This window comes from Sphingomonas sp. PP-CE-1A-559, assembly GCF_004340965.1.
GTDB lineage: Bacteria > Pseudomonadota > Alphaproteobacteria > Sphingomonadales > Sphingomonadaceae > Sphingomonas.
In genome coordinates, this window is record NZ_SLYA01000004.1 from 333,345 (window position 1) to 353,692 (window position 20,348).

The following is a 20,348-nucleotide window of genomic DNA, read 5'->3' on the forward strand; positions in this document are numbered from 1 at the left end:
CGGCCAAGGGTTCGCCAAGAGACAACAGGGAGAGACACTATGCGGATTGCGACACTGGCACTGCTCGGCGCGGCGACGATCGGGCTGACCGCCTGCGAGAAGACTGGCATGGAGACCGGCGCACCCGTCGCAGGCGGCCAGCGCGCCACCGCCACGCTCCAGACCGCGACCGGCACCGACGTCGGCCGCGCCACCGCCACCGAAGTCGCGGGCGGCCTCCGCTTCACGCTCGACGCGAAGGCGATGCCCCCCGGCACGCATGGCGCGCACATCCACATGGTCGGCCGCTGCGACGCCCCCGACTTCACGACCGCGGGCGGCCACTGGAACCCGACCGGCATGAAGCATGGCAGCATGAACCCGCAGGGCCCGCATGAGGGCGACCTGCCCAACCTCGTGATCGGCACCGACGGTCGCGGCACGATCGGGATCACGGTCCCAAGCGCGACGATGGCGGGTTTGATGGATACGGACGGCTCGGCATTCGTGGTGCATGCGGGTCCGGACGACTTGATGACCGACCCAGCCGGTAACAGCGGCGGGCGGATCGCCTGCGGAGTGTTCCAGGCGGGGTAAGCGTGTAGCCCCTTCTGACGCTTCGGGAGGGGCGCGTTCGCTTGTATAATTTCCGTTCGTGCTGAGTAGAGACCGAGTACTCGCCGAAGTCGGCGTATCGAGGGCTCATCGAAGCACATTTCTCTCGCACTGACCTGCCCCTCCCCGTTCGCCCTGAGCGTAGTCGAAGGGCATGCCCCAAGCGTAGGTACTTTGACATCGCTCAGCACGAACGGAAGAGGGTGGCCGGGATAGGGTCAACAGGAGCGGTTAAACCGCCTCCCCCACGGCCCGCGCGCGGGCCTCCCGCGTAGCTTCAGCCCCAGGCGCCAACCGATACGCCGCCACCGCGCACGCCAGCGTAATGGGCGTCACCACCAGCAACGACAGCATACCGATCGACAAGCTCCCGGTCAGCGTCGACACCCGCCCCGCCATATATGGCCCAAGCGCCAGCCCGATCAGCGTCGTCCCGATGAAGAACGTCGCCGTCGCCGTCCCCCGCATCCGCGGCAACACCATGTCCTGCGTGGTGGCCGCCGCCGCGCCCAGCGCGCACGACGCGGTCAACTGCGCCAGGAATATCCCCGCATAGAACGCGGTCGGCGTCGACGCGGTGAAGGCGAGGATCAGGAACGGCACCGGCACTACCGCGCCGAAGATCACCACCCACAACCGCCCCGCCGGATTGCGCTGCCGCAACCGATCCGACACCACGCCGCCGATCGTCAGCCCCAGGAACCCAGCGGTCGCGCCGAGGCTGCCGATCATGAACCCCGCTGACGCCGGCGTCGCACCCAGCTCGCGCAACGCATAGGGCGCCGCCCAGAAGCTCGCCGCATAGCTCAGGAACGCGTTCAACCCGTACGCGACTACCGTGCACAGGAACGCCGGCGTCCCGACGATCAGCGCAAAGGTCGGCGGATCGCGCCGCTTCAGCGCCGACGCCCATGAGAACACCGCATACACGCCGATCCCGATCGCCACCCATTGCGGCCACGGTTCACCCGCTGCCACCAGCCCCGACACCGCCGCGACCACGACTGCCAGCGCAACCAGATTATAGCCGAGCGCCCGCGCTCCCCCCATCGCCGCGCCGATCAAGGTCAGCGGCGGCACTATCGTCACCAGTTCGGCCCCGAACGCGCGGAACGGCGCCGCATGCTTCTCCGGCTCGGGCAGACCCTCGACCAGCCCGCGGATCGGCTCCTTCAACGTCGCGATCCAGACCGCGAGCAACAGCCCCGGCACGCCGACCGCCATGAACGCCGCCTGCCAGCCAACCAGCCCGAGCGGTCCGCCGCCCGGATAGGCCTTGTTCCAGCCCTGCACGATCAGCCCGCCGATGAACAACGAACAGCCGCCGCCCACGTACAATCCAGCGGAATAGATCGACAAAGCCGTCGCCCGCAGCCGCTTCGGGAAATAATCGGAGATGATCGAATACGCCGACGGACTCGCCGTCGCCTCGCCGATCCCGACGCCGATCCGCGCCGCGGCAAGATGCCCGCCGGTCTTCGAAAAGCCCGACAGCGCGGTCATCACCGACCAGAGCGACAGTCCGATCGTCATCAGCCTGACGCGGTGCCAATTGTCCGCCAGCCGCCCCAGCGGAATGCCAAACAGCGAGTAGAACACCCCGAACGCGGTACCGTACAGGAACCCGAGATCCTGATCTTTGAGCCCCAGGTCGCGCTTGATGTCCTCCGCCAGGATCGAGATGATCTGCCGGTCGACGAAGTTCAGGACGTAGACGAGGAACAGGATCGACAACACGTACCAAGCGTAGCGCGATGCACCTTTCTCCGGCTCGCCCATAACGGTTTCGGCGTTCGCCATGATCCCTCCCCGATGTTTTTCGAGCTATGGGTATCAGAGCTATGAAGAGAGAAACAGCGCTTTCGGCAGGCCCGGGTACGCCAGGCGAGCGGTGCGCCTCTACCTCAGTGTGACCCGATCCGCCCCCGACGCAGCGCCCCCTGCTCCAGTCGCTGCAAGAGCGTCTCGATCGTCGGCGGCGTAGTCGGCTCGGCCTGCGCACGCAAAGGCCGGGCGATCGGCGTCGGCGCGCTGACCTCCTCCACCGTTTGCGACGTTTCGACGACCGGCGCCTCGACCGGCTTCGGCACGGGCGCAGTCACGAACGTGTCCGCCTCGGCGGTCGGCGACATTTCGATCACCGGCGCGACCATCGTCGGGGGTGTCAACGGCGCGACCGGCCGGGCAGGCTCCATCGGCACCGGCCGCATCGCCTTCGGATCATAGGCGGCGAGCGGCAGGTCGAGGTCGGCGGGAATGGTCCGCTCATCGCGCGCGGCCCCATCGACCGACCCCGCAACGCCGACCTCCATCAAGGGCGTACCGAGATCGGCCGCAGACATAGGCTTGCGCGGTGGCGCGTCGGGATGCGCGTCGGCGCGGCGGATCACCGGCACGCCGTCTTCCCGCGGTCGCGCACCGGCAAACACCCCACCCGGCCCGAACAGCAAATACAGCGACGACCACAGGATCGCCGCGACCAACGCCCCCGCCCCCAGCGCGAGGATCGCGCGCGCAGTCGCACCGAGCGGTGGCGCCGCCATCGGGATAAGCGCCGCTATACCCGTGTCCGACACTAGCGCCTCCAGCGCATCGCCCGACGACAGCATCACGCCCACCGCCGCGATCACGCCCCCGGCAATCGCACCGACGATCGGCACCAGACGATTCAGATTGCCACGCTGCAAAGTCCGAAGAGCAAACTCTGCCATTAGTTTTCCCGCACCGCGGCCGCGATCAGCCGTTCATAGACCGGAGCATAACGGCGAATGTTTGACGACCAGTTACGCTCTTCCTGAACGAAAGCACGCCCCCGTGCACGCCGTTCGTCCCACCCCGAGCGATCCGCGAACATCCCCGCCAGCGCATCCGCGATCGCCTGCGGCTCGTCGGGCGGAAACAGCGTGCCCGTATCGCCGTCGCGGATCAGTTCGCGGTGCCCGCCGACATCCGACGCCGCGACCAGCCGCCCCTGCGCCATCGCCTCCAGCGGCTTCAGCGGCGTGACCAGATCGGTCAGGCGCATTCTCTTACGTGGATAGGCGAGGATGTCGACCAGCCCGTAATAGCGCTCGACCTCCTGATGTGGGACGCGCCCGACGAAGCGGATCGCATCCGCCACCGGCGATGCCTGTGCCTGCGCGCGCAACGCCGCCTCCATCGGCCCACCGCCGACCAGCACCAGCCGCGCCTTGGGACGCGCAGCGACCAGCGCGGGCATCGCTGCGATCAGGTCATCGAGCCCTTCATAATCGTAGAAGCTGCCGATGAACCCGACGACGTCGGCACCGTCGAGCCCCAGCTCAGCCCCAAGCGCATCGTCACGCGGCGGCGCGTTGCCGAACAGGTCGAGGTCGACGCCGTTGGGCGAGACCATGATCTTGTCCCCGGAGATTCCCCGCGCGATCAGGTCGCCCCGCAGGCCCTCACAGATCACCGCAACCGCATCCGCGCGCCGCACCGCCCACGTCTCCAGCGCCCGCGTCGCCCGATACCGCAACGATGTCGCCGTGCCCGTCCCGTTGCCGACCGCCGCATCCTCCCAGAATGCGCGGATCTCGTACACCAAGGGCAGCTTGCGTTTCCGCGCGACGATCAACGCGGCGAGCGCATCGATCACCGGCGAATGCGCGTGGAGGATGTCGGGCTTGAAGGCATCGACCGCCGCCTCGATCCGCTTGGCGAACGCCGCGATCCCGACGACCTCGCCGACCGGCCCCGGCTTCAAGCCCGCATCCGTACGGTGGAAGGTCAGCCCGTCGACCGACTCAACCGAAGCAGGCGCGACACCATGCCGCGGGCCGGTTACCGCAGCGACGGTCCAGCCGAGCGCCTCCTGCGCCTTGAGGATCGCCCGCGTGCGGAACGTGTAGCCACTTTGCAGCGGCAGGCCATGATCGAGGATATGAAGGATACGCATCGTGGATGCCGTCTGCCACAGATCGCTTAACGGCGCGTCAACCGACTATACGTACAGACGATTCCGTGATGTCCGCATATTCGGAAAGGAGGCCGTACCCATGATCGACAATCTCGCGCTCGGCCTCAGCCACGGGCTGATGATGCTCGCCGCGTTCCTGCTGCTCAAGCGGCCCGACCTCGATCGCGAGCCGAGCCCGCACGACACTTCGGATTCGAAGCGCAAGTCCACCGAGAAACCCCACCACGATGCGTGACCTCGCGTTCATCGCGTTCCTGCTCGCGTTCTTCGGAATGGGGTTCAAGCGGCCGTTCCTGCTCGTGCTCGTCTATGTCTATATCGACATCGTATCGCCGCAGCGGCTTACCTACCTGCTACTCAACAGCGTGCCGATCTCGCTGATCGCAGTCGCGCTGGCGGTCGGCGGGTGGATCCTCGCCGACGACAAGCGCGACACGCGCGTCGGTGGGCGACAGGTGCTAATCGTGCTTCTGCTGCTCTATTGCTGGGGCACGACGATCGCCGCGGACTTCCCGGTCGAGGCCAAGGAGAAATGGGACTGGGTGTGGAAGGCGCTCGCCTTCGCCGCCTTCCTCCCCCTGACACTGCGCACGCGCGTCCGGATCGAGGCGTTGCTGCTGTTCATGATCCTCGCCGCATCGTCGATCATCGTCGTCGGCGGCATCAAGACGATCGCCAGCGGCGGCGGCGGTTACGGTCAGTTGAACCTGATGGTCGACAATAATTCAGGCCTGTACGAGGGCAGCACGATCAGCGCGGTGGCGATCGCGATCGTCCCGATCATCGTCTGGTTCATACATCACGGGACGATCTTCAGGCCGGACTGGCGGGTGAAGGCCTATTGCCTCGCGCTCGTCTTCGCCTGCCTGCTGATCCCGGTCGGCACGTCGACGCGCACCGGATTGCTGTGCATCGGCCTGCTTGCGCTGTTGTCGATCCGCAACGTGAAGCGCAAGGTCGCGTATCTGGCGATGCTCGGCGTGCTGGGGCTGGCAGCGATCCCGTTCCTGCCCTCGACCTTCACCAACCGCATGAACACCATCAAGACCTATGACGCGGACGAGTCCGCCTCGACGCGGCTCGCGGTATGGAAATGGACCATCGAATACGCGAAGGCGAACCCGTTCGGCGGGGGCTTCAACGCGTATCTGGGCAACCACATCCGCTACGATTTGAAGACCACGCCCGGCGCTGCCGAGGCCCCCAAGGTCGAGGTCGACAAGGCCCGCGCGTATCACAGCGCCTATTTCGAGATGCTCGGCGAGCAGGGCTATCCCGGCCTTGCGATATGGCTCGCGATCAACCTGATCGGCATCGTCCGCATGGAGCTCATCCGTCGCCGCTACCGCGATCCGGACGGGGAATTTGCCTGGGCCGGACCGCTCGCAGCCGCGCTGCAAAGCGGACACATCGTCTACCTGCTCGGCGCAGGGTTCATCGCGATCGCGTTCCAGCCGTTCATCTACATGCTCATCGGCGCACAGATAGGTCTCGACACGTATCTGGCGCGCAAACAAAGCGAACAGTCCTTCCGGCCGATGCGCCGCCGTGCCGTGCCATCTCCAGCATGACGGATCGCACACCGGTTCACGAATTGCGCGCGCTGACCGGCGTGCGCGGGATCGCCGCATGGTTCGTCGTCTTCTATCACATCCGCCTGTCGATCGCGGGGCTGCCCAGCGGTGTGCGCGACGTCTTCGCCAAAGGTTATCTGGCGGTCGATTTCTTCTTCCTGCTGTCCGGCTTTGTAATCTGGCTGACCTGGTCCGACCGCATTCGTACCGCCGGGGCCCATGACGGTGGGGCAAGCATTCCGCGCTTCCTGCAAAAACGCATCGCCCGTATCTGGCCTCTGCATCTGGTCACGTTAGGCGGCGCCGTCGTATTGGCCCTGATGCTCCGCGCAACCGGCCGCAGCGATCCGCAGTTCGTCTTCCCGGAATTGCCGCTCCACATCCTGTTGATCCAGAACTGGGGCTTCACGCATCACCTCGCCTGGAACGACCCGGCTTGGTCGATCAGCGCCGAACTAGGTGCGTACCTGCTGTTTCCGTTGCTCGTGATGGCGGTGGACTGGCGGCGCTTGCCGAGCTGGGCGTTACTGGCAATTGCCGGCGGCTTCCTCGTCGGCCTGCACCTAGCGATGAATGCGCCGACGCTCGGCACCGACATCCCGCGCTACGGCCTCTTACGCTGCCTAGGGGAGTTCACCACGGGCAGCATCGTCTGCGCGTTGTGGTTGCGCTGGCGTGGCGTCTTGCGCGCCCCGGTATGGGCGACACTGGTGGCTGTGCTTTTCGCAGGAGGCTGGATCGCCGGCACGCCGGAAACGCTGGCCGTTCCGGCACTATTTGCAGCGATCCTGCTGCTGCTGGCATTGACCGCCGACAAGCCCGGTAACCCGTTCGAACTGAGATGGACGCACTATCTCGGCGAGACTAGCTACGCGACCTATCTCAGCCACTTCATCTTATGGAAGGCGTTCAAACTCGTCTTAGTTGCTGACGCGACGGCGGTATCGCCTACGAAGATCGCGCTCTATCTCGCAACAGTCCTGCTAGCCTCGATCGCCCTCTATCACCTAATAGAGCGCCCCGCTCAGCGCTGGCTCAACAGGCTCTAGACCGCCCCCTTGTTTCCCCGCGAAGGCGGGGACCCAGACTGGGCTCCCGCCTTCGCGGGAGAACAAGGAAGAGCCGCCCTCGAGAATCAGTCGACCGGCTCGTCCGCCAGTTCTTCCTCGAGCGCGTCGATGATCGCCTTGTTGAACGCAGGAATATCATCCGGCTTGCGGCTCGTGATCAAATTGCCATCGACCACGACCTCCTCGTCCACCACGTCCGCACCCGCATTCTCCAGGTCCGTGCGGATCGACGGGAAGCTCGTCACGCGGCGTCCGTCGATCACGTCTGCCTCGGCGAGCAGCCACGGCGCATGGCAGATCGCGGCGATGATCTTGCCGTCCTCCATGAACTCGGTGATGATCTCGATCGCGCGCTCCTGCTGGCGCATCGTGTCGGGGTTGGCGACGCCGCCCGGCAGCACCAGCGCGTCGTAATCGTCGGTATCGACCTCGTCGAGCGTCAGGTCGGGCGTTGCCGTCTCGGCCTTGTTGATGTCGCCCTTCATGCCCTGGATCGGGTCGGTCTTGATCGACGCGAGCGTCACTTTCGCGCCCGCCGCCTCCAGCGCTTTGCGCGGTTCGAACAGTTCGACGGTCTCGAAACCATCGGCAGCGAGCATCAATACGCGAGCTTGGGAAAGATCGGCCATGTCATGTCTCCAGTGAAATCCCGTGCCCCCTCAACCAAGCGCAGCCCGCCTCGTTCCGGAACGATGCGCCTTCCCGAACATTTGCAGAGATAGCCCGATCCAGGCGCCTCCGAGGGACCACCGCATTGCCCACCAAGATCGTGTATTCCGACGACTCCAGGCCCGGCATCACCCGCAAGAAGATGCGGAACGGCTGGGGCTATTGGGATGCCAAAGGCGAACGCATCACCGACTGCGACGAGATCGACCGGCTGAACGCGGTCGGCCTGCCCCCCGCCTACCGTGACGCGTGGTTCTGCCCCAAGCCCAACGGCCATATCCAGGCGGTCGGCTGGGACGAGAAGGGGCGAAAACAATACCGCTATCACCTCGGCTTCCGCGAGGCGCAGGAGGCCGCCAAGTACGAGCGTTGCGCCGATTTCGGCCACGCGCTCCCCAAGATCCGCAAGGCGGTCGAGGCCGATCTTCGCAAACGCTCGCTGACCCGCGAACGCGCGGTCGCTGCGGTCATCCGCCTGCTCGACGGCGGTCATATCCGCATCGGCAATGAGGCTTACGCAGAGGCGAACGAGAGCTTCGGCGCCACCACGTTGCGCAAGCGTCACGGCGAGGTGAAGGGCTCGACGCTGAAACTCCAGTACAAAGGTAAGTCCGGCAAGATGCGGACGCTCAAGATCACCGACCGCTCGCTCAGCAGCTTCGTCAAGAAATGCCAGGACCTCGACGAACAGCATCTGTTCGCATGGCTCGACGATGCCGGCGTCGCGCACCCGGTCACCTCGACCGACGTCAACTGCTACATCCGCGACGTCACCGGCACCGACTTCACCGCCAAGAACTTCCGCACTTGGGCCGCCAGCGTCGCCGCGTTCGAGGCACTTGCGTCGGCCGAACGCGACCTCAGCCTCAAGACGATGCTCGAACCCGTCGTCGCGCGGCTCGGCAACACCCACGCGATCGCGCGCAAAAGCTATGTCCACCCGTCGCTGATCGCGCTGGTGAAGACCGGGCAATCGACCTTCCGCAAGGCGCTACGCCTTCCGCGCGCCAAGCGCTACATGAGCCGGGAGGAATGTGGCCTGATCACCTTCCTCGAAGCCGGCACGCCCGCTGTTGCCACACTGGCCAAAGCGGCCTGACGAGTATTTCCATGACCAATACCACTGCCGCCGCCAAGCAACCGATCTTCGACGCGGGCGACGTCGGCGATCAGGCTCAGGGCTTCGTCACCGCAAGCTTTGCGTGGGTGCAAGCATACTGGCTGCAGATCCTGATCGCGTTCGGGATCGGTGCGGTGATCGTCGTCGCGCTCCACACCGCGCGCCGCTTCGGCAGCAAACTCTGCGAACGCCCGCGTGCGCTCAACGGCTGGGGCATCGTCGTCGGCAAGGCGATCGCCCGCACCGGCAATTTCTTCATCGTAATGCTCGCTGCCAAGCTGGTCGCCGGGTACTCCGCCGCCCCCGGCGAAGTCGCAACGACGATCAACTTCCTCTTCACCGTCGCCGCGGTATTTCAGGCCGCCGTCTGGGTCCGCGAGATCATCCTCGGCGCGATTGAGCACCGTACGCAGTCCGAGCATTATTCGGGCGAAGCGCTGCTCTCGGCGATGGGCCTGATCCGCCTGCTCGTCACCTTCGTGGTGTTCGCGGTCGCGCTGGTGGTGGTACTCGACAATCTCGGCGTCAACGTCACCGGCCTGGTCGCAGGCTTAGGCGTCGGCGGCATTGCGATCGGCCTGGCGGCACAGGGCATCTTCGCCGACCTGTTCGCCGCGCTCGCGATCATCTTCGACCGTCCGTTCCGCCGCGGCGATTCGATCAGCTACGACACCGCCTCGGGCAGCGTCGAGGCGATCGGCCTCAAATCGACCCGCATCCGCGGCATCGACGGCGAGGAGCGCGTGATCTCGAACAAGAACCTCCTCAACAAGGAAATCCTCAACAACACGCAGCGCAACCATCGCCGCGCAAAGTTCGTCATTGGCGTCACCTATTCGACACCCCCCGAAGTCTGCTCGCGCATCCCCGCGATGCTGAAGGAGATCGTCGAAGCCAACGACAAGATCTTCACGCGCGCAGGCTTCACCGGCTTCGGCGCGTCGAGCCTGGATTTCGAGGTCCAGTTCGACAGCAAGGGCCCGGATTATGCGAGTTTCTACGACGGTCGGACGGCGGTGGGGATCGCCATCCTGAAGCGGTTCAACGACGAGAAGATCGAGATCGCCTTCCCAACCCAGGTGAATATGATGGCCGCACCGGATGGCTCGGTGGTGATGCCGTATCCTGAGGGGCGACGGGCGGAGGCGGAAGCAACACCCGCCTGATTATCTACCCGGCCGCTCGACGCCTTCGCCTTCGGCTTCGGAATGTACGCGCCAGTTAGGGCAGCCCTACCCTACCTTGTTCTCCCGCGAAGGCGGGAGCCCAGTCTGGGTCCCCGCCTTCGCGGGGAAACAATGCTTGCTAGAATACCGTGAAATCACGTCGGCCGAGACAAGCTGGACATAAAGAGCTCGCCGCCACGCCCCAACACCTCCCCGGCGAAGGCCGGGGCCCAATTGGCGAGGTCGCAGTAACGAAGCGCGACGGTCGTCAGCACAGTTCCCCAATTGGACCCCGGCCTCCGCCGGGGAGGTGCTCGACAAGTGACCCACGCGTAGGCCGTGTCCGGTTGAGGAGAGACTAAATCCCACCCTCATCCAAAGACAGCAACGTCGCATTCCCCCCGGCACTCGTCGTATCCACCGAAACCGCCCGCTCCGCACAGAACCGGTACAAATACCGAGGCCCGCCAGCCTTAGGCCCGGTCCCCGAAAGCCCCTCGCCCCCAAAAGGCTGAGACCCCACGACCGCCCCGATCATCGACCGGTTGATATACAAATTCCCCACCGCAGCCTCGGCCTCGATCACCTCGGCCGCGCGCGCAATACGGCTGTGCAGGCCCATCGTCAGGCCGTAACCCTTGGCGTTCACCCGAGCGATCGTCTCGCTTAGCTTCCCCGCCTCCCACGTCGCGACATGCAGGATCGGCCCGAACCACTCCTGGTTCAGATCCTCGATCGCACCGATCCGCACCAGAGTCGGCGGCACGAACAACCCGTCAGCGGGCGCGTCGAGCGTCTTGACGATCTTCGCCTTCACGCTCTCGCGATACGCCATCAGCCGGTCATACGCGGCCTGGTCGATCACCGGCCCGACATCGGTCGCGGGATCGCCCGACCGCCCGATCCGCAGCGTCTCCATAGCCCCCGACAGCATCTCGATCACGCCGTCCGCGATATCCTCCTGCACCAGCAGCAAGCGCAACGCCGAGCACCGCTGTCCCGCCGACCGGAACGACGACGCGATCACGTCCGCCACCACCTGCTCGGGCAGCGCGGTGGAATCGACGATCATCGCGTTGATCCCGCCGGTCTCCGCGATCAGCGGCACGATCGGCCGCGTCTCGTCGTCGAGCAACGACCGCGCGATCTTGCGCGACGTCGCGGTCGACCCGGTGAACGCGACGCCCTGGATGCGCACGTCCGCGGTCAGCGCCGCGCCGACCTCCGGCCCGCCGATCACGAGCACCAGCGCATCGACCGGCACGCCAGCCTCGTGCGCAAGCTCGACCGCACGCGCCGCGATCCGCGGAGTCTGCGGTGCAGGCTTGGCGACCACGGTGTTGCCCGTGACGAGCGCCGCCACCGTCTGTCCGAGGAAGATCGCCAGCGGAAAATTCCACGGCGCGATCGTCGCCCAGACACCGCGACCCTCGATATGCAGCGTGTTCCGCTCGCCCGTCGGCCCCGGCAGCTCGATCGGATGCAGGTTCAACCGCGCCTGCTGCGCGTAATAGCGACAGAAATCGGCCGCCTCGCGCACCTCGCCGATCGCATCGGCGATCGTCTTGAACGCCTCCTGCACACAGATCGCCATGAGTTCGTCGCGGTGCTTCTCGAGCAGGTCGGCTAGGCGTTCGAGGCAAGCGGCGCGTTCGTCGACCGGGGTGGTCGACCAACCCGGAAACGCCGCATGCGCACGCGTAATGGCAGCCACAACCTGATCCCCCTCCCGCAAGCGGGAGGGGCTAGGGGTGGGCACGCGCTCACCCCCGACGCTACCGTTTGCAGTAGAACGCCCAACGCCAGCCTCAGCATCCGACGATAGCGCGAGCCCACCCCCGGCCCCTCCCGCTTGCGGGAGGGGGGAATTAACGGCCCGCACCGTCGCCTCCAGCGTCCCAACATCACTCAAATCCAACCCAGCGGAATTGCGGTGCCCCCCAGCCCCGAACAAATCCACCGGCAACGGAATGCTGGGATGCCGCTTCCCCCCGACCGCGGCGATCTTAGCCACCGGATCCGCCAGGATCTCAGCCTCGGTCAGTCGCTCGTCCGCCAACTGATGCACGAAGCTAGAATTCGCCCCATTCTCCAGCAACCGCCGAACCAGATACGCCAGCAGGTCACGGTGCCCGCCAACCGGCGCGTAAACCCGGCAATGATAGCCATTCTCCTGCACCAGCCGCTCGTACAGCCCGTCGCCCATCCCGTGCAGCCGCTGGAACTCGAAGTCGCGCGAGTTGCCCGCCCACTCCATGATCGTCGCGACCGTCAGCGCGTTGTGGCTAGCGAACGCCGGCCGGATATTCTCCGCCGCCAGCATGTCCTTCGCCACAGCCAGGTACGACACGTCGGTCGCTGCCTTGCGCGTGAACAGCGGATAGTCCGCCAGCCCCTCGACCTGCGTGCGCTTGATCTCGCTATCCCAATACGCGCCCTTCACCAGCCGCACGTTCATCACGCGGTCCAGCCCATTCGCCCATTCGATCACCGGCCGCGCGCGCTTGCCATAGGCCTGCACCGCCATGCCGAACCCGTCCCAACCCTTCAGCGACGGGAGCCCAGCGACCGTGCCGATGATGTCGAGGCTCATCTCTAGTCGCTCGGATTCCTCCGCGTCGACGGTCAGCGCGATGCCCTTCGACGCCGCCTGCACCGCCAGCGCCTCCAGCATCTCGGTCAGCGCAGGCACGCATTCGCTCCACCGCGCCACCTCGTACCGCGGGTGCAGAGCCGACAGCTTGACCGAGATCGAGTGCCCCGCCGCCGGATCGCGCCCGACCGCATCGACGGCGCCGACATACGCCTGGAAGTATCGCTGCGCATCGGCATGCGTCCGCGCCGCCTCGCCGAGCATGTCGAAGCTCGCCGTGAAGCCCTTGTTCTCCGGCCGGCGCATGCGCTTCATCGCCTCGTCGATGGTGCGGCCCATGACGAAGATCTCGCCCATCATCTTCATCGCCGCGCCGACCGCCTGGCGCACGAACGGCTCGCCCGCGCGGCTGATCAGGCGACGCAACGGCCCGGTCGATCCCTCGCCAACCAGCACGCGGCCGACCACCAGCCCCCAGGTCGCCGAATTGACGAGCTTCGAATTCGACTTGCCCGCATGCGCGCGCCAATCCGCGTCGCCAAGCTTGTCCGCGATCAGCAGATCCGCCGTCTCGGGATCCGGCACGCGCAGGAACGCCTCCGCCAGCGACAGCAACGCGACGCCCTCCGACGAATTGAGCCGATATTCCTGGAGGAACTGGTTCACCCAGCCCTTGCTCTGCGCCGCCCGCAGGTCCGCGAGCAGGCCCAGCGCATGCCCCATCACCCGCTCGCGCGACTCCGAATCGAGCGCGGCGCGGTCGAGCAGCGGTTTTAGAACATCGGGTTCGCTCGCGCGGTACAGCTTTGCCATGATATCGCGGGCATGGGACGTTACGGCAGTCGACATTTTCCAGCTTCCGGTTGGGTGAGGCTTGCGATCCGCTCGCCTGTACGCCTAGAGACATTTCAGCGCTTAGCGCCAAATGAGCTTTGAGGGGAATGCCGTGGCGACGATCACCACCGCGCAGATGCAGCAGCGCATCGGCACCGAGACGGTTTCCGACTGGGTCGAGGTCACGCAGGCCATGATCGACAAGTTCGCCGACGCGACCGGCGATCACCAGTTCATCCACATCGATCCGGTCCGCGCGGCGCAGACCCCGTTCGGCGGCACGATCGCGCACGGCTTCCTGACGCTGTCGCTGATGCCGTTGCTGTCATCGAAGGTGCCCGACGCGCCGACCATCGAGGGGGCGAAGATGGGCGTGAATTACGGCGGCAACTCGGTCCGCTTCCTGACGCCGGTCCGGTCGGGCTCGAAGGTACGCGGCCGCTTCAAGCTGCTCTCGTTCGACGAGAAGCGACCCGGCCAGTGGCAGCAGACCAACGCGTTTTCCGTCGAGATCGAAGGCCAGGAAAAGCCCGCCCTGATCGCCGAATGGATCAGCCAGATTTTTGTTTGATGCTTCTCCCCCTCCCGCTTGCGGGAGGGGGCCGGGGGGTGGGCTGCCGCTCTCCGCAATTGCTCCGCTCGCTCATGCCGGGCGCCCACCCCCAACCCCTCCCGCATGCGGGAGGGGAGTGAAGAAGAGGAATACCCATGCGTTCAGCCGTCATCGTCTCCACCGCCCGCACCCCCATTGGCCGCGCCTATCGCGGCGGCTTCAACAATACTCCCGCCCCAACCCTCGCGTCGCATTCGATCAAGGCCGCGGTCGAACGAGCCGCCATCGACGGCGCGGAAGTCGACGACGTCGTCTTCGGGTGTGCGCTCCAGCAGGGGCATCAGGCCGGCAACATCGCCCGCACGTCGCTGCTGCGCGCCGGTCTCCCCGTCACCGTCTCGGGCATGTCGGTCGACCGCCAGTGCGCCTCCGGCCTGATGGCGATCGCCACCGCGGCCAAGCAGATCATCACCGACAACATGGACATCACGATCGGCGGCGGCGTCGAGAGCATCAGCCTCGTCCAGACCCCGCAGATGCGCGTCGCCCCCGATCCCCAGCTGATCGCGATGCACGAGGACGTCTACATGCCGATGCTGCAGACCGCCGAGGTCGTCGCCAAGCGCTATGGTATCAGCCGCGACGCGATGGATGCCTACGCGCTCCAGTCGCAACAGCGCACCGCTGCCGCACAGGCTGCCGGCTACTTCGATGCCGAGATCGTCCCCGTCGATGCCAACATGGCCATCGTCAACAAGGAGACGAAGGAGGTCACGTACAAGGACGTAACGATCACCAAGGACGAGGGCAACCGCGCCGACACCACGCTGGAGGGACTCCAGTCGCTGAAGCCGGTTATGGGGCCCGACTTCACGATCACCGCGGGCAACGCGTCGCAGCTCTCGGACGGCTCGTCGTCGTCGGTACTGATGGAAGAGAAGATCGCCTCGCAGCGCGGTCTCCAGCCGCTCGGTCGCTATGTAGGCATGGCGGTCGGCGGCACCGAACCCGACGAGATGGGCATCGGCCCCGTGGTGGCGATCCCCAAGCTGCTCAAGCGCTTCGGCCTGAAGATGGACGACATCGGCCTGTGGGAGCTGAACGAGGCGTTCGCGGTGCAGGTGCTATATTGCCGCGACAACCTCGGCATCCCCGACGAACTGCTCAACGTCAGCGGCGGCGCGATCTCGATCGGTCACCCCTACGGCATGACCGGCGCCCGCGCGACCGGCCACGCGCTGATCGAAGGCAAGCGTCGCGGCGCGAAGTATGTTGTAGTGACGATGTGCGTCGGCGGCGGCATGGGCGCAGCCGGGTTGTTCGAAGTGCTGTGACCTTAAAATGCAACGTCGGTATAGTGCATGCACTATACCGGCGTTGCATCCATCGTCTTTCCCGTATGGGCACCGGCTGTGTTAATAGCTCTGCTCAATACGTCCTGCAACTTTGCGCAGTCGACCTTCCTCGCGCATAGAAACTAGTTTTAACTGCAAAGTTGTCCAATTAATCTGTTGCTGAATGGTAACGTCCGGCAGGCCGGTACCTTCTTTAGACTAACCCCAACGAGAGTTCGCGCCATAGCGACCGTTGCAACGCGAGGGCACTGGCAGCGGAAGGATGCTTCGCTCTGTTTAAGCCCCCAGAATCTGTTCAGTATCGGATAGATCCGCTGCTGGACGACAGCCTGCTCATGCATAAGAGTCGGTAGCCAACGAGCAACGCCGCGCACCGCGTGGTCTACCCAGGCGGAACCCACGGCTTCTACTCGTGCAATAGGGATTGGACTGCTGCATCCCCCCAAGGATCGCACCTCTTCTGAAGGCGATGCGAGAGCACCTGACGGTCTGCGCCAAGGCAACGATGATCCTTCATTGATCAGCCGATCGCCCCCCCTTGAAATTGAAGCCGAAGGTTTCTCACATCAACGCTAGGGGCCTCATTTATCGAAAACGTTTGGCCTGACACGCCGACGAATATCGGCGCGATAGCACCAAAACGCCGGAACCGTCTTCCATCCTCCGCGCTTGAGCTACCAAGGAGAGATAGAATGGACGACCAGCGCGTGTGGGAATTCGAAGGCAGCCTATGGGATGCCAGCGACGAGCATTATCAGGAGCGGATAGACGAGGAGATCATCATGGTCCTTCCCCGTCCGCCGTATGTTTTCCAGGGACAGGAAGCGAAGAACGCCGTCAAAGCGACGCCCGACTGGGCTTCGGTAGAATTGTCAGACCGGCGAGTGTCACGCCCTCAGGAGGGCCTGATCGTCGTTGCCTACACCGTGCGGTGCGCGAACGGCGACGAGAAGTACGAAGCACACTGCACCTCGACCTTACGGATGCGGGGACACGATGATTGGCTGGTCGTTCAACACCAGCAAACACCCCCCTTGACCGCCAGCGTCGAGGCCTGACCACTAGGTCACTGCTGCGCCTGGTACATGCTCGTAACAGGCGCAACGGATTAAATGGCGGGCGGCCGCCTTGTTGCTGGAGTAATTCCCATAGCCTCAGGCGCAACCGATTATTGCGAATGAATCGCCTAGGCAGCCGTCGGTGAGTAGAGACATCGTGATATCCAAGAACCCCGCCGTTTTCAGATAAACGCGGGCCACCGAAGCATGGGCCAGTGTATTTACAGCGCACCAGACTGCCGCGGCCTTGGTTGGAAAGCGGCGGTTTCGAAAAGCTTATGATGGCTATGGCCCCTGGCTTCATCACGCGACGACGTGGCGTAGTACCGCTAGCAAGTGTTGCACATACTGAGCGCCTACACATATCGGCGCGTTATCGTAGCACGCATCCTCTTCGGACAAATCAGACACATCGTTGAGGTATTGGACGCAGCACCTGTCTAGGCGGGAGTTGGCCGCAAGTTCGTCCGTATTTATGCCGTGGCTGATCACCTCGGCATAGGCGGTCTCATTCAGCAAATGGCTACCAGATCGACACAAGGTCAAGCACCTGCCCGCCAGCTACGATCGAGCTGGTCAGTGCGGCGACAGCTACCTTGTTACTGAGCGTGACTAAACCCAGGCGCGCGCAGAAGCCAAGGTCGTCGCTGTCATCCCGTCGATCGAAGGTCGGCGCCGGTAGTCCGAACTCGCTCGCTTCGATCATGCGGCAAGCCCTTGCAAAGCAAAACCGCTAGAAGCCGCGGCCACAGCCTCTGTACAGAACCGTATCGCAGGTGCTAGACAGCGGTCGCCCTCATTTATCAGCGACAGCCAAGCCAAACGCTGATCCCCGCAAGATCGAACACCGTCATACCGCCCGTCGCGGGCACCACCTGGCGCCCCAACGCGTATCGCGCCGGCTATATCTGGACCGGCGGGGACATCAGATTCGAACAATACCTCATCGCCGTCGTTGCCGTCGACCGCGCCGAATGACCGGTGCCGAGGAAGCAACTTATGATCGCTGCCAGCAGGTTCGGCGCCGCGAACTCGCCGAGTTTGAATGCGATTGCCGGCGCGCCGACCGGATCAATCGTACGGTCTGATCGTGCCCCGTCTCGAGGTGAGCGTCTCGGTACACCGCGATAACCGCATCGTCTGGAGGGGGCAGGCGACTACGCTGCGCGCAAGCGGGACGCGAAAAGGGGATACCTCGATTGATGGCGGAACTCTCTCCGATGTCCTCCTGAGGCGGTTTCCTCGGCAGTGTCCAAGACCACTGTCTGTGCCATAAGGCGTTGGACAAGGCGGCGATCAACTTGTGAGCTTCAGCAACACGCGCGCACTGCGACATTGCTGTCCGCGGCAAGCTTCCGCCCCTAGCAAGTGCCGTCGACGACGCCGATCAAAGAGGTGCTTGGGCAATCCCCACGCCATCCTCACCGGCCACAAACAATCCCGCGTAACCCTCACGCGCAGCGAGTGACTCGAGAATGCCTTTGCCGCCTCTTCGACCTTGACGATCGACATCTCTACCAGCCGCGGTAGGCCGCGTTTCGCGCCACCCACCGGCAGATTTCCGTTGATGCCCTGCCGACTGAATGACACCGTCTCAACAATTCTGACCGAGCGCGCGTGTTCGCCCCTTCTTGCTCTCGAACTTCTTTCGCCAGTAGCGCGGTGGTCCTGAAGTCGGGCGTAAACCATCGAATGACTGCTTCGCGCAGACGACGTCTATTGCCCCGACACAGCGCATTGTATCAGGCGAAAGCCATCCCCAAGCCCCCTTCCCTTCCACAAACGGGGGCTCGAAGCCTCGCGCAGAAGTGCGTTGAAGGTTGCCGCCCGAATTCATAATAGCACTCGATCAGCTACTCCGGTCGCCTCGTGCTCAGCAACAGAGCCCAGCAGTACGCATCAAAATAGATTGTCAGGATTTTGAATCGCAATGAATTATCGGCACTCCTTCCATGCTGGCAATAGTGCCGATGTCGTGAAGCACAGCCTGCTGATTGCCCTTGTACAGGCCTTGCAGCAAAAACAGGGCGCGCTGACTCTGATCGACACCCATGCCGGCTGCGGCCTGTACGACCTTGACGGCGAGGACGCTCAACGTACCGGCGAGTCCGCGCAGGGCGTGCTGCGCGCTTTAGCTGATCCGAACCCCTTGTTGAGGGACTACCGCGCCGCCGTACAGGCGGTGAATGTGGGGCCCCAGCTACACTCCTATCCCGGCTCGCCGCGGATACTGGCGCAACTTCTACGTCCACAGGATTTCCTAATTCTGAACGAAAAGCATCCTCAGGACGCCTCGACTCTGCGCAGAGCGATGCGCGACACGTCCGCTGCTGTGCATGAGCGCGACGCCTACGAGCTTTGGCTGGCGATGCTGCCGCCCCGAACCGCCCGGGGCGCGGTGGTGGTCGACCCGCCGTACGAGCAGCCCGACGAACGCGAACGTATCACAGCCACCCTCGCCGTTGCTCACCGCAAATGGGCGCACGGCGTGACAGTGATCTGGTATCCACTGAAAGACCGCACTACGCATTGGCGCTGGAAGGACCAGCTACGCAAGCTCGGCATCCCAAAAATGTTGGGGGTGGAGCATTGGTTGTACGATGGCGATCAACCCGGCGTTTATAATGGCGCGGGCCTCTATATCATCAATCCGCCCTACGCTTTCACGCAGGCCCTACCACCTCTCCTGGAAGCCCTGCGCACCGTGCTAGCCCCGGAGGGACACAGGGGCGAGATCACTACCGATTGGCTGGGCAATTAAAGTAAATCTGCAATGCCCCCTCTCCGGAAGGAATCGTTCGCTGTCAGAGCTTTGCTGGTGACTCTCGCTGGTTGTCGTCCGTGTTCCTCGCGGCGAGCTGACAGGTCTGTTTTGTTCGAAAAATAGTCGATTATCCACGGTCCTGCGAACGGCAACCAAACCTCACTTCCTGCCCTTCAAAGGCCGCTTGTCGATGCGTAGGCCGACATGAATGGATGTCTGCTGTGGTACTCGCGAAAAGAGTGCGCTGCTGGCGGCCGTTTCGGCAGGCGGCGTCGTCATCGTCTACGCCGATGCGATGGACCGGTTGTCGCGCAGTCAGGCCGATGTCCGACATTGTTCGATGGCCTTCTATTTCATGGCATCATGCTCGCGACGCACAGGAATGACGTAGCGACCCCGCTGCATATCGGTATGATCTGCACCATCAACGCCGAACACTGAGCGCAACTAGCGACAAGACCCGAGATGCGCGGCCCGTCGGCGCGCGATGGAAAATATTCCGGCGGTTTCCTACGGTTGAAAAGCGCATCGTGCACGACGGCAATGGCGAACGCACCGCGCCTTATAACGGATAGTGCCACCGAGGAGGCTATCCTGAAGGCCGTCGTCGCGGCAATGTTGGTCAGGAGATGAGATTTGGACTGAACGGCGCAGAATTCCGGTTGCAGAGCAGAACGATGCTCAAGCCGCATCGACCGATGCCGAACTACTGCTCACCAACCTCGGTCGCGTCTATGCCAAGAAGGTCAAACAGATCACCGCGGCCTTTGAGGACGGGGCGCTGAGAGCGCAGGCGTTCGAACGGTTGCGCGCGCTCATCGAGGCAGTGGTGCTGACGCCGGAAGGCGGCGATCTCGCGATCGATCTGTGCGGGAGCGTACTTCGATGTTGGCACTATGCGCTGGATCACAAACACAAAGAGTCGCCTCAGGATGTCCCGGGCGGTTATGGTATATTTAGAGTTGGTTGCGGGGACAGGATTTGAACCTGTGACCTTCAGGTTATGAGCCTGACGAGCTACCGGGCTGCTCCACCCCGCGACGGTTCCTGTTGAGGAA

General features: G+C 64.1%; 16 protein-coding genes and 1 tRNA gene. 10 read left to right on the forward strand and 7 right to left on the reverse strand.

Annotated features, from left to right (window positions below; all coding sequences use genetic code 11):
- Positions 1 to 39 precede the first annotated feature (39 nt).
- Positions 40 to 576, forward strand: a complete 537-nt coding sequence (locus tag C8J42_RS15025) for a superoxide dismutase family protein (protein WP_133020688.1) — start codon at positions 40 to 42, stop codon at positions 574 to 576.
- Positions 577 to 825: 249 nt separating this feature from the next.
- Here the strand turns inward: C8J42_RS15025 and C8J42_RS15030 are convergent, their stop codons facing one another.
- From C8J42_RS15030 to C8J42_RS15040, 3 genes are all read right to left on the reverse strand, one after another.
- Positions 826 to 2,394 (reverse strand): MFS transporter, encoded by a 1,569-nt coding sequence (locus C8J42_RS15030; RefSeq protein WP_133020689.1) that lies wholly within the window; start codon positions 2,392 to 2,394, stop codon positions 826 to 828.
- Positions 2,395 to 2,498: 104 nt separating this feature from the next.
- Positions 2,499 to 3,305: a hypothetical protein gene (locus C8J42_RS15035; protein WP_056065341.1), complete on the reverse strand. Its 807-nt coding sequence runs from the start codon at positions 3,303 to 3,305 to the stop codon at positions 2,499 to 2,501.
- Positions 3,305 to 4,513 carry a TIGR04063 family PEP-CTERM/XrtA system glycosyltransferase gene (locus C8J42_RS15040; protein WP_056065344.1) on the reverse strand — a complete coding sequence of 403 codons (1,209 nt, stop codon included), beginning with the start codon at positions 4,511 to 4,513 and terminating at the stop codon, positions 3,305 to 3,307. Before C8J42_RS15040 ends, C8J42_RS15035 begins: the two co-directional genes overlap by 1 nt.
- A 100-nt stretch (positions 4,514 to 4,613) precedes the next feature.
- Between C8J42_RS15040 and C8J42_RS20180 the strand changes: the two genes are divergently transcribed.
- From C8J42_RS20180 to C8J42_RS15050, 3 genes are read left to right on the forward strand one after another with little or no spacing between them, the layout of a single operon-like run.
- On the forward strand, positions 4,614 to 4,769 hold the full coding sequence (locus C8J42_RS20180; protein ID WP_165895506.1) for a hypothetical protein: 156 nt from the start codon (positions 4,614 to 4,616) through the stop codon (positions 4,767 to 4,769).
- Complete coding sequence (locus tag C8J42_RS15045; RefSeq protein ID WP_056065347.1) at positions 4,762 to 6,105, forward strand: putative O-glycosylation ligase, exosortase A system-associated; 1,344 nt, start codon at positions 4,762 to 4,764, stop codon at positions 6,103 to 6,105. The genes C8J42_RS20180 and C8J42_RS15045 overlap by 8 nt, the downstream gene beginning before the upstream one ends.
- 23 nt (positions 6,106 to 6,128) lie before the next feature.
- Positions 6,129 to 7,157, forward strand: coding sequence for an acyltransferase (locus C8J42_RS15050; protein WP_333960680.1), 1,029 nt, complete (start codon positions 6,129 to 6,131; stop codon positions 7,155 to 7,157).
- Between the two features lie 86 nt (positions 7,158 to 7,243).
- Here the strand turns inward: C8J42_RS15050 and C8J42_RS15055 are convergent, their stop codons facing one another.
- Positions 7,244 to 7,807, reverse strand: a complete 564-nt coding sequence (locus C8J42_RS15055) for a type 1 glutamine amidotransferase domain-containing protein (protein ID WP_120301195.1) — start codon at positions 7,805 to 7,807, stop codon at positions 7,244 to 7,246.
- Positions 7,808 to 7,989: 182 nt separating this feature from the next.
- Here C8J42_RS15055 and C8J42_RS15060 point away from each other — a divergent pair, with 182 nt between their 5' ends.
- Positions 7,990 to 8,946 (forward strand): DNA topoisomerase IB, encoded by a 957-nt coding sequence (locus C8J42_RS15060; RefSeq protein ID WP_133020728.1) that lies wholly within the window; start codon positions 7,990 to 7,992, stop codon positions 8,944 to 8,946.
- Between the two features lie 11 nt (positions 8,947 to 8,957).
- Positions 8,958 to 10,133, forward strand: coding sequence for a mechanosensitive ion channel family protein (locus C8J42_RS15065; protein WP_120301196.1), 1,176 nt, complete (start codon positions 8,958 to 8,960; stop codon positions 10,131 to 10,133).
- 358 nt (positions 10,134 to 10,491) lie between these two features.
- On the opposite strand, the gene putA is transcribed toward C8J42_RS15065, so the two are convergent.
- Positions 10,492 to 13,575 (reverse strand): bifunctional proline dehydrogenase/L-glutamate gamma-semialdehyde dehydrogenase PutA, encoded by a 3,084-nt coding sequence (putA, locus tag C8J42_RS15070; protein WP_133020690.1) that lies wholly within the window; start codon positions 13,573 to 13,575, stop codon positions 10,492 to 10,494.
- Between the two features lie 97 nt (positions 13,576 to 13,672).
- Between putA and C8J42_RS15075 the strand changes: the two genes are divergently transcribed.
- From C8J42_RS15075 to C8J42_RS15085, 3 genes are all read left to right on the forward strand, one after another.
- Positions 13,673 to 14,131 (forward strand): MaoC family dehydratase, encoded by a 459-nt coding sequence (locus C8J42_RS15075; protein WP_120301255.1) that lies wholly within the window; start codon positions 13,673 to 13,675, stop codon positions 14,129 to 14,131.
- 137 nt (positions 14,132 to 14,268) lie between these two features.
- The gene (locus tag C8J42_RS15080) at positions 14,269 to 15,447 is read left to right on the forward strand and encodes an acetyl-CoA C-acyltransferase (protein ID WP_133020691.1); all 1,179 of its coding nucleotides are present in this window, start codon (positions 14,269 to 14,271) and stop codon (positions 15,445 to 15,447) included.
- Positions 15,448 to 16,160: 713 nt separating this feature from the next.
- Positions 16,161 to 16,526 carry a DUF4440 domain-containing protein gene (locus tag C8J42_RS15085; RefSeq protein WP_120301199.1) on the forward strand — a complete coding sequence of 122 codons (366 nt, stop codon included), beginning with the start codon at positions 16,161 to 16,163 and terminating at the stop codon, positions 16,524 to 16,526.
- Between the two features lie 523 nt (positions 16,527 to 17,049).
- Here C8J42_RS15085 and C8J42_RS15090 read toward each other — a convergent pair.
- Positions 17,050 to 17,232 (reverse strand): hypothetical protein, encoded by a 183-nt coding sequence (locus C8J42_RS15090; RefSeq protein WP_056065371.1) that lies wholly within the window; start codon positions 17,230 to 17,232, stop codon positions 17,050 to 17,052.
- 1,224 nt (positions 17,233 to 18,456) lie between these two features.
- Here C8J42_RS15090 and rlmJ point away from each other — a divergent pair.
- Positions 18,457 to 19,287, forward strand: a complete 831-nt coding sequence (gene rlmJ / locus C8J42_RS15095) for a 23S rRNA (adenine(2030)-N(6))-methyltransferase RlmJ (protein ID WP_133020692.1) — start codon at positions 18,457 to 18,459, stop codon at positions 19,285 to 19,287.
- A gap of 966 nt (positions 19,288 to 20,253) precedes the next feature.
- Here rlmJ and C8J42_RS15105 read toward each other — a convergent pair.
- Positions 20,254 to 20,330, reverse strand: a tRNA-Met gene (locus C8J42_RS15105).
- Between the last annotated feature and the right edge of the window lie 18 nt (positions 20,331 to 20,348).

Bases quoted from the DNA above. Each gene is read 5' to 3' on its own strand.
- C8J42_RS15025 (WP_133020688.1), top strand. From the start codon at position 40: ATGCGGATTGCGACACTGGCACTGCTCGGCGCGGCGACGATCGGGCTG.
- C8J42_RS15030 (WP_133020689.1), bottom strand. From the start codon at position 2,394: ATGGCGAACGCCGAAACCGTTATGGGCGAGCCGGAGAAAGGTGCATCG.
- C8J42_RS15035 (WP_056065341.1), bottom strand. From the start codon at position 3,305: ATGGCAGAGTTTGCTCTTCGGACTTTGCAGCGTGGCAATCTGAATCGT.
- C8J42_RS15040 (WP_056065344.1), bottom strand. From the start codon at position 4,513: ATGCGTATCCTTCATATCCTCGATCATGGCCTGCCGCTGCAAAGTGGC.
- C8J42_RS20180 (WP_165895506.1), top strand. From the start codon at position 4,614: ATGATCGACAATCTCGCGCTCGGCCTCAGCCACGGGCTGATGATGCTC.
- C8J42_RS15045 (WP_056065347.1), top strand. From the start codon at position 4,762: ATGCGTGACCTCGCGTTCATCGCGTTCCTGCTCGCGTTCTTCGGAATG.
- C8J42_RS15055 (WP_120301195.1), bottom strand. From the start codon at position 7,807: ATGGCCGATCTTTCCCAAGCTCGCGTATTGATGCTCGCTGCCGATGGT.
- C8J42_RS15060 (WP_133020728.1), top strand. From the start codon at position 7,990: ATGCGGAACGGCTGGGGCTATTGGGATGCCAAAGGCGAACGCATCACC.
- C8J42_RS15065 (WP_120301196.1), top strand. From the start codon at position 8,958: ATGACCAATACCACTGCCGCCGCCAAGCAACCGATCTTCGACGCGGGC.
- putA (WP_133020690.1), bottom strand. From the start codon at position 13,575: ATGTCGACTGCCGTAACGTCCCATGCCCGCGATATCATGGCAAAGCTG.
- C8J42_RS15080 (WP_133020691.1), top strand. From the start codon at position 14,269: ATGCGTTCAGCCGTCATCGTCTCCACCGCCCGCACCCCCATTGGCCGC.
- C8J42_RS15085 (WP_120301199.1), top strand. From the start codon at position 16,161: ATGGACGACCAGCGCGTGTGGGAATTCGAAGGCAGCCTATGGGATGCC.
- C8J42_RS15090 (WP_056065371.1), bottom strand. From the start codon at position 17,232: ATGATCGAAGCGAGCGAGTTCGGACTACCGGCGCCGACCTTCGATCGA.
- rlmJ (WP_133020692.1), top strand. From the start codon at position 18,457: ATGAATTATCGGCACTCCTTCCATGCTGGCAATAGTGCCGATGTCGTG.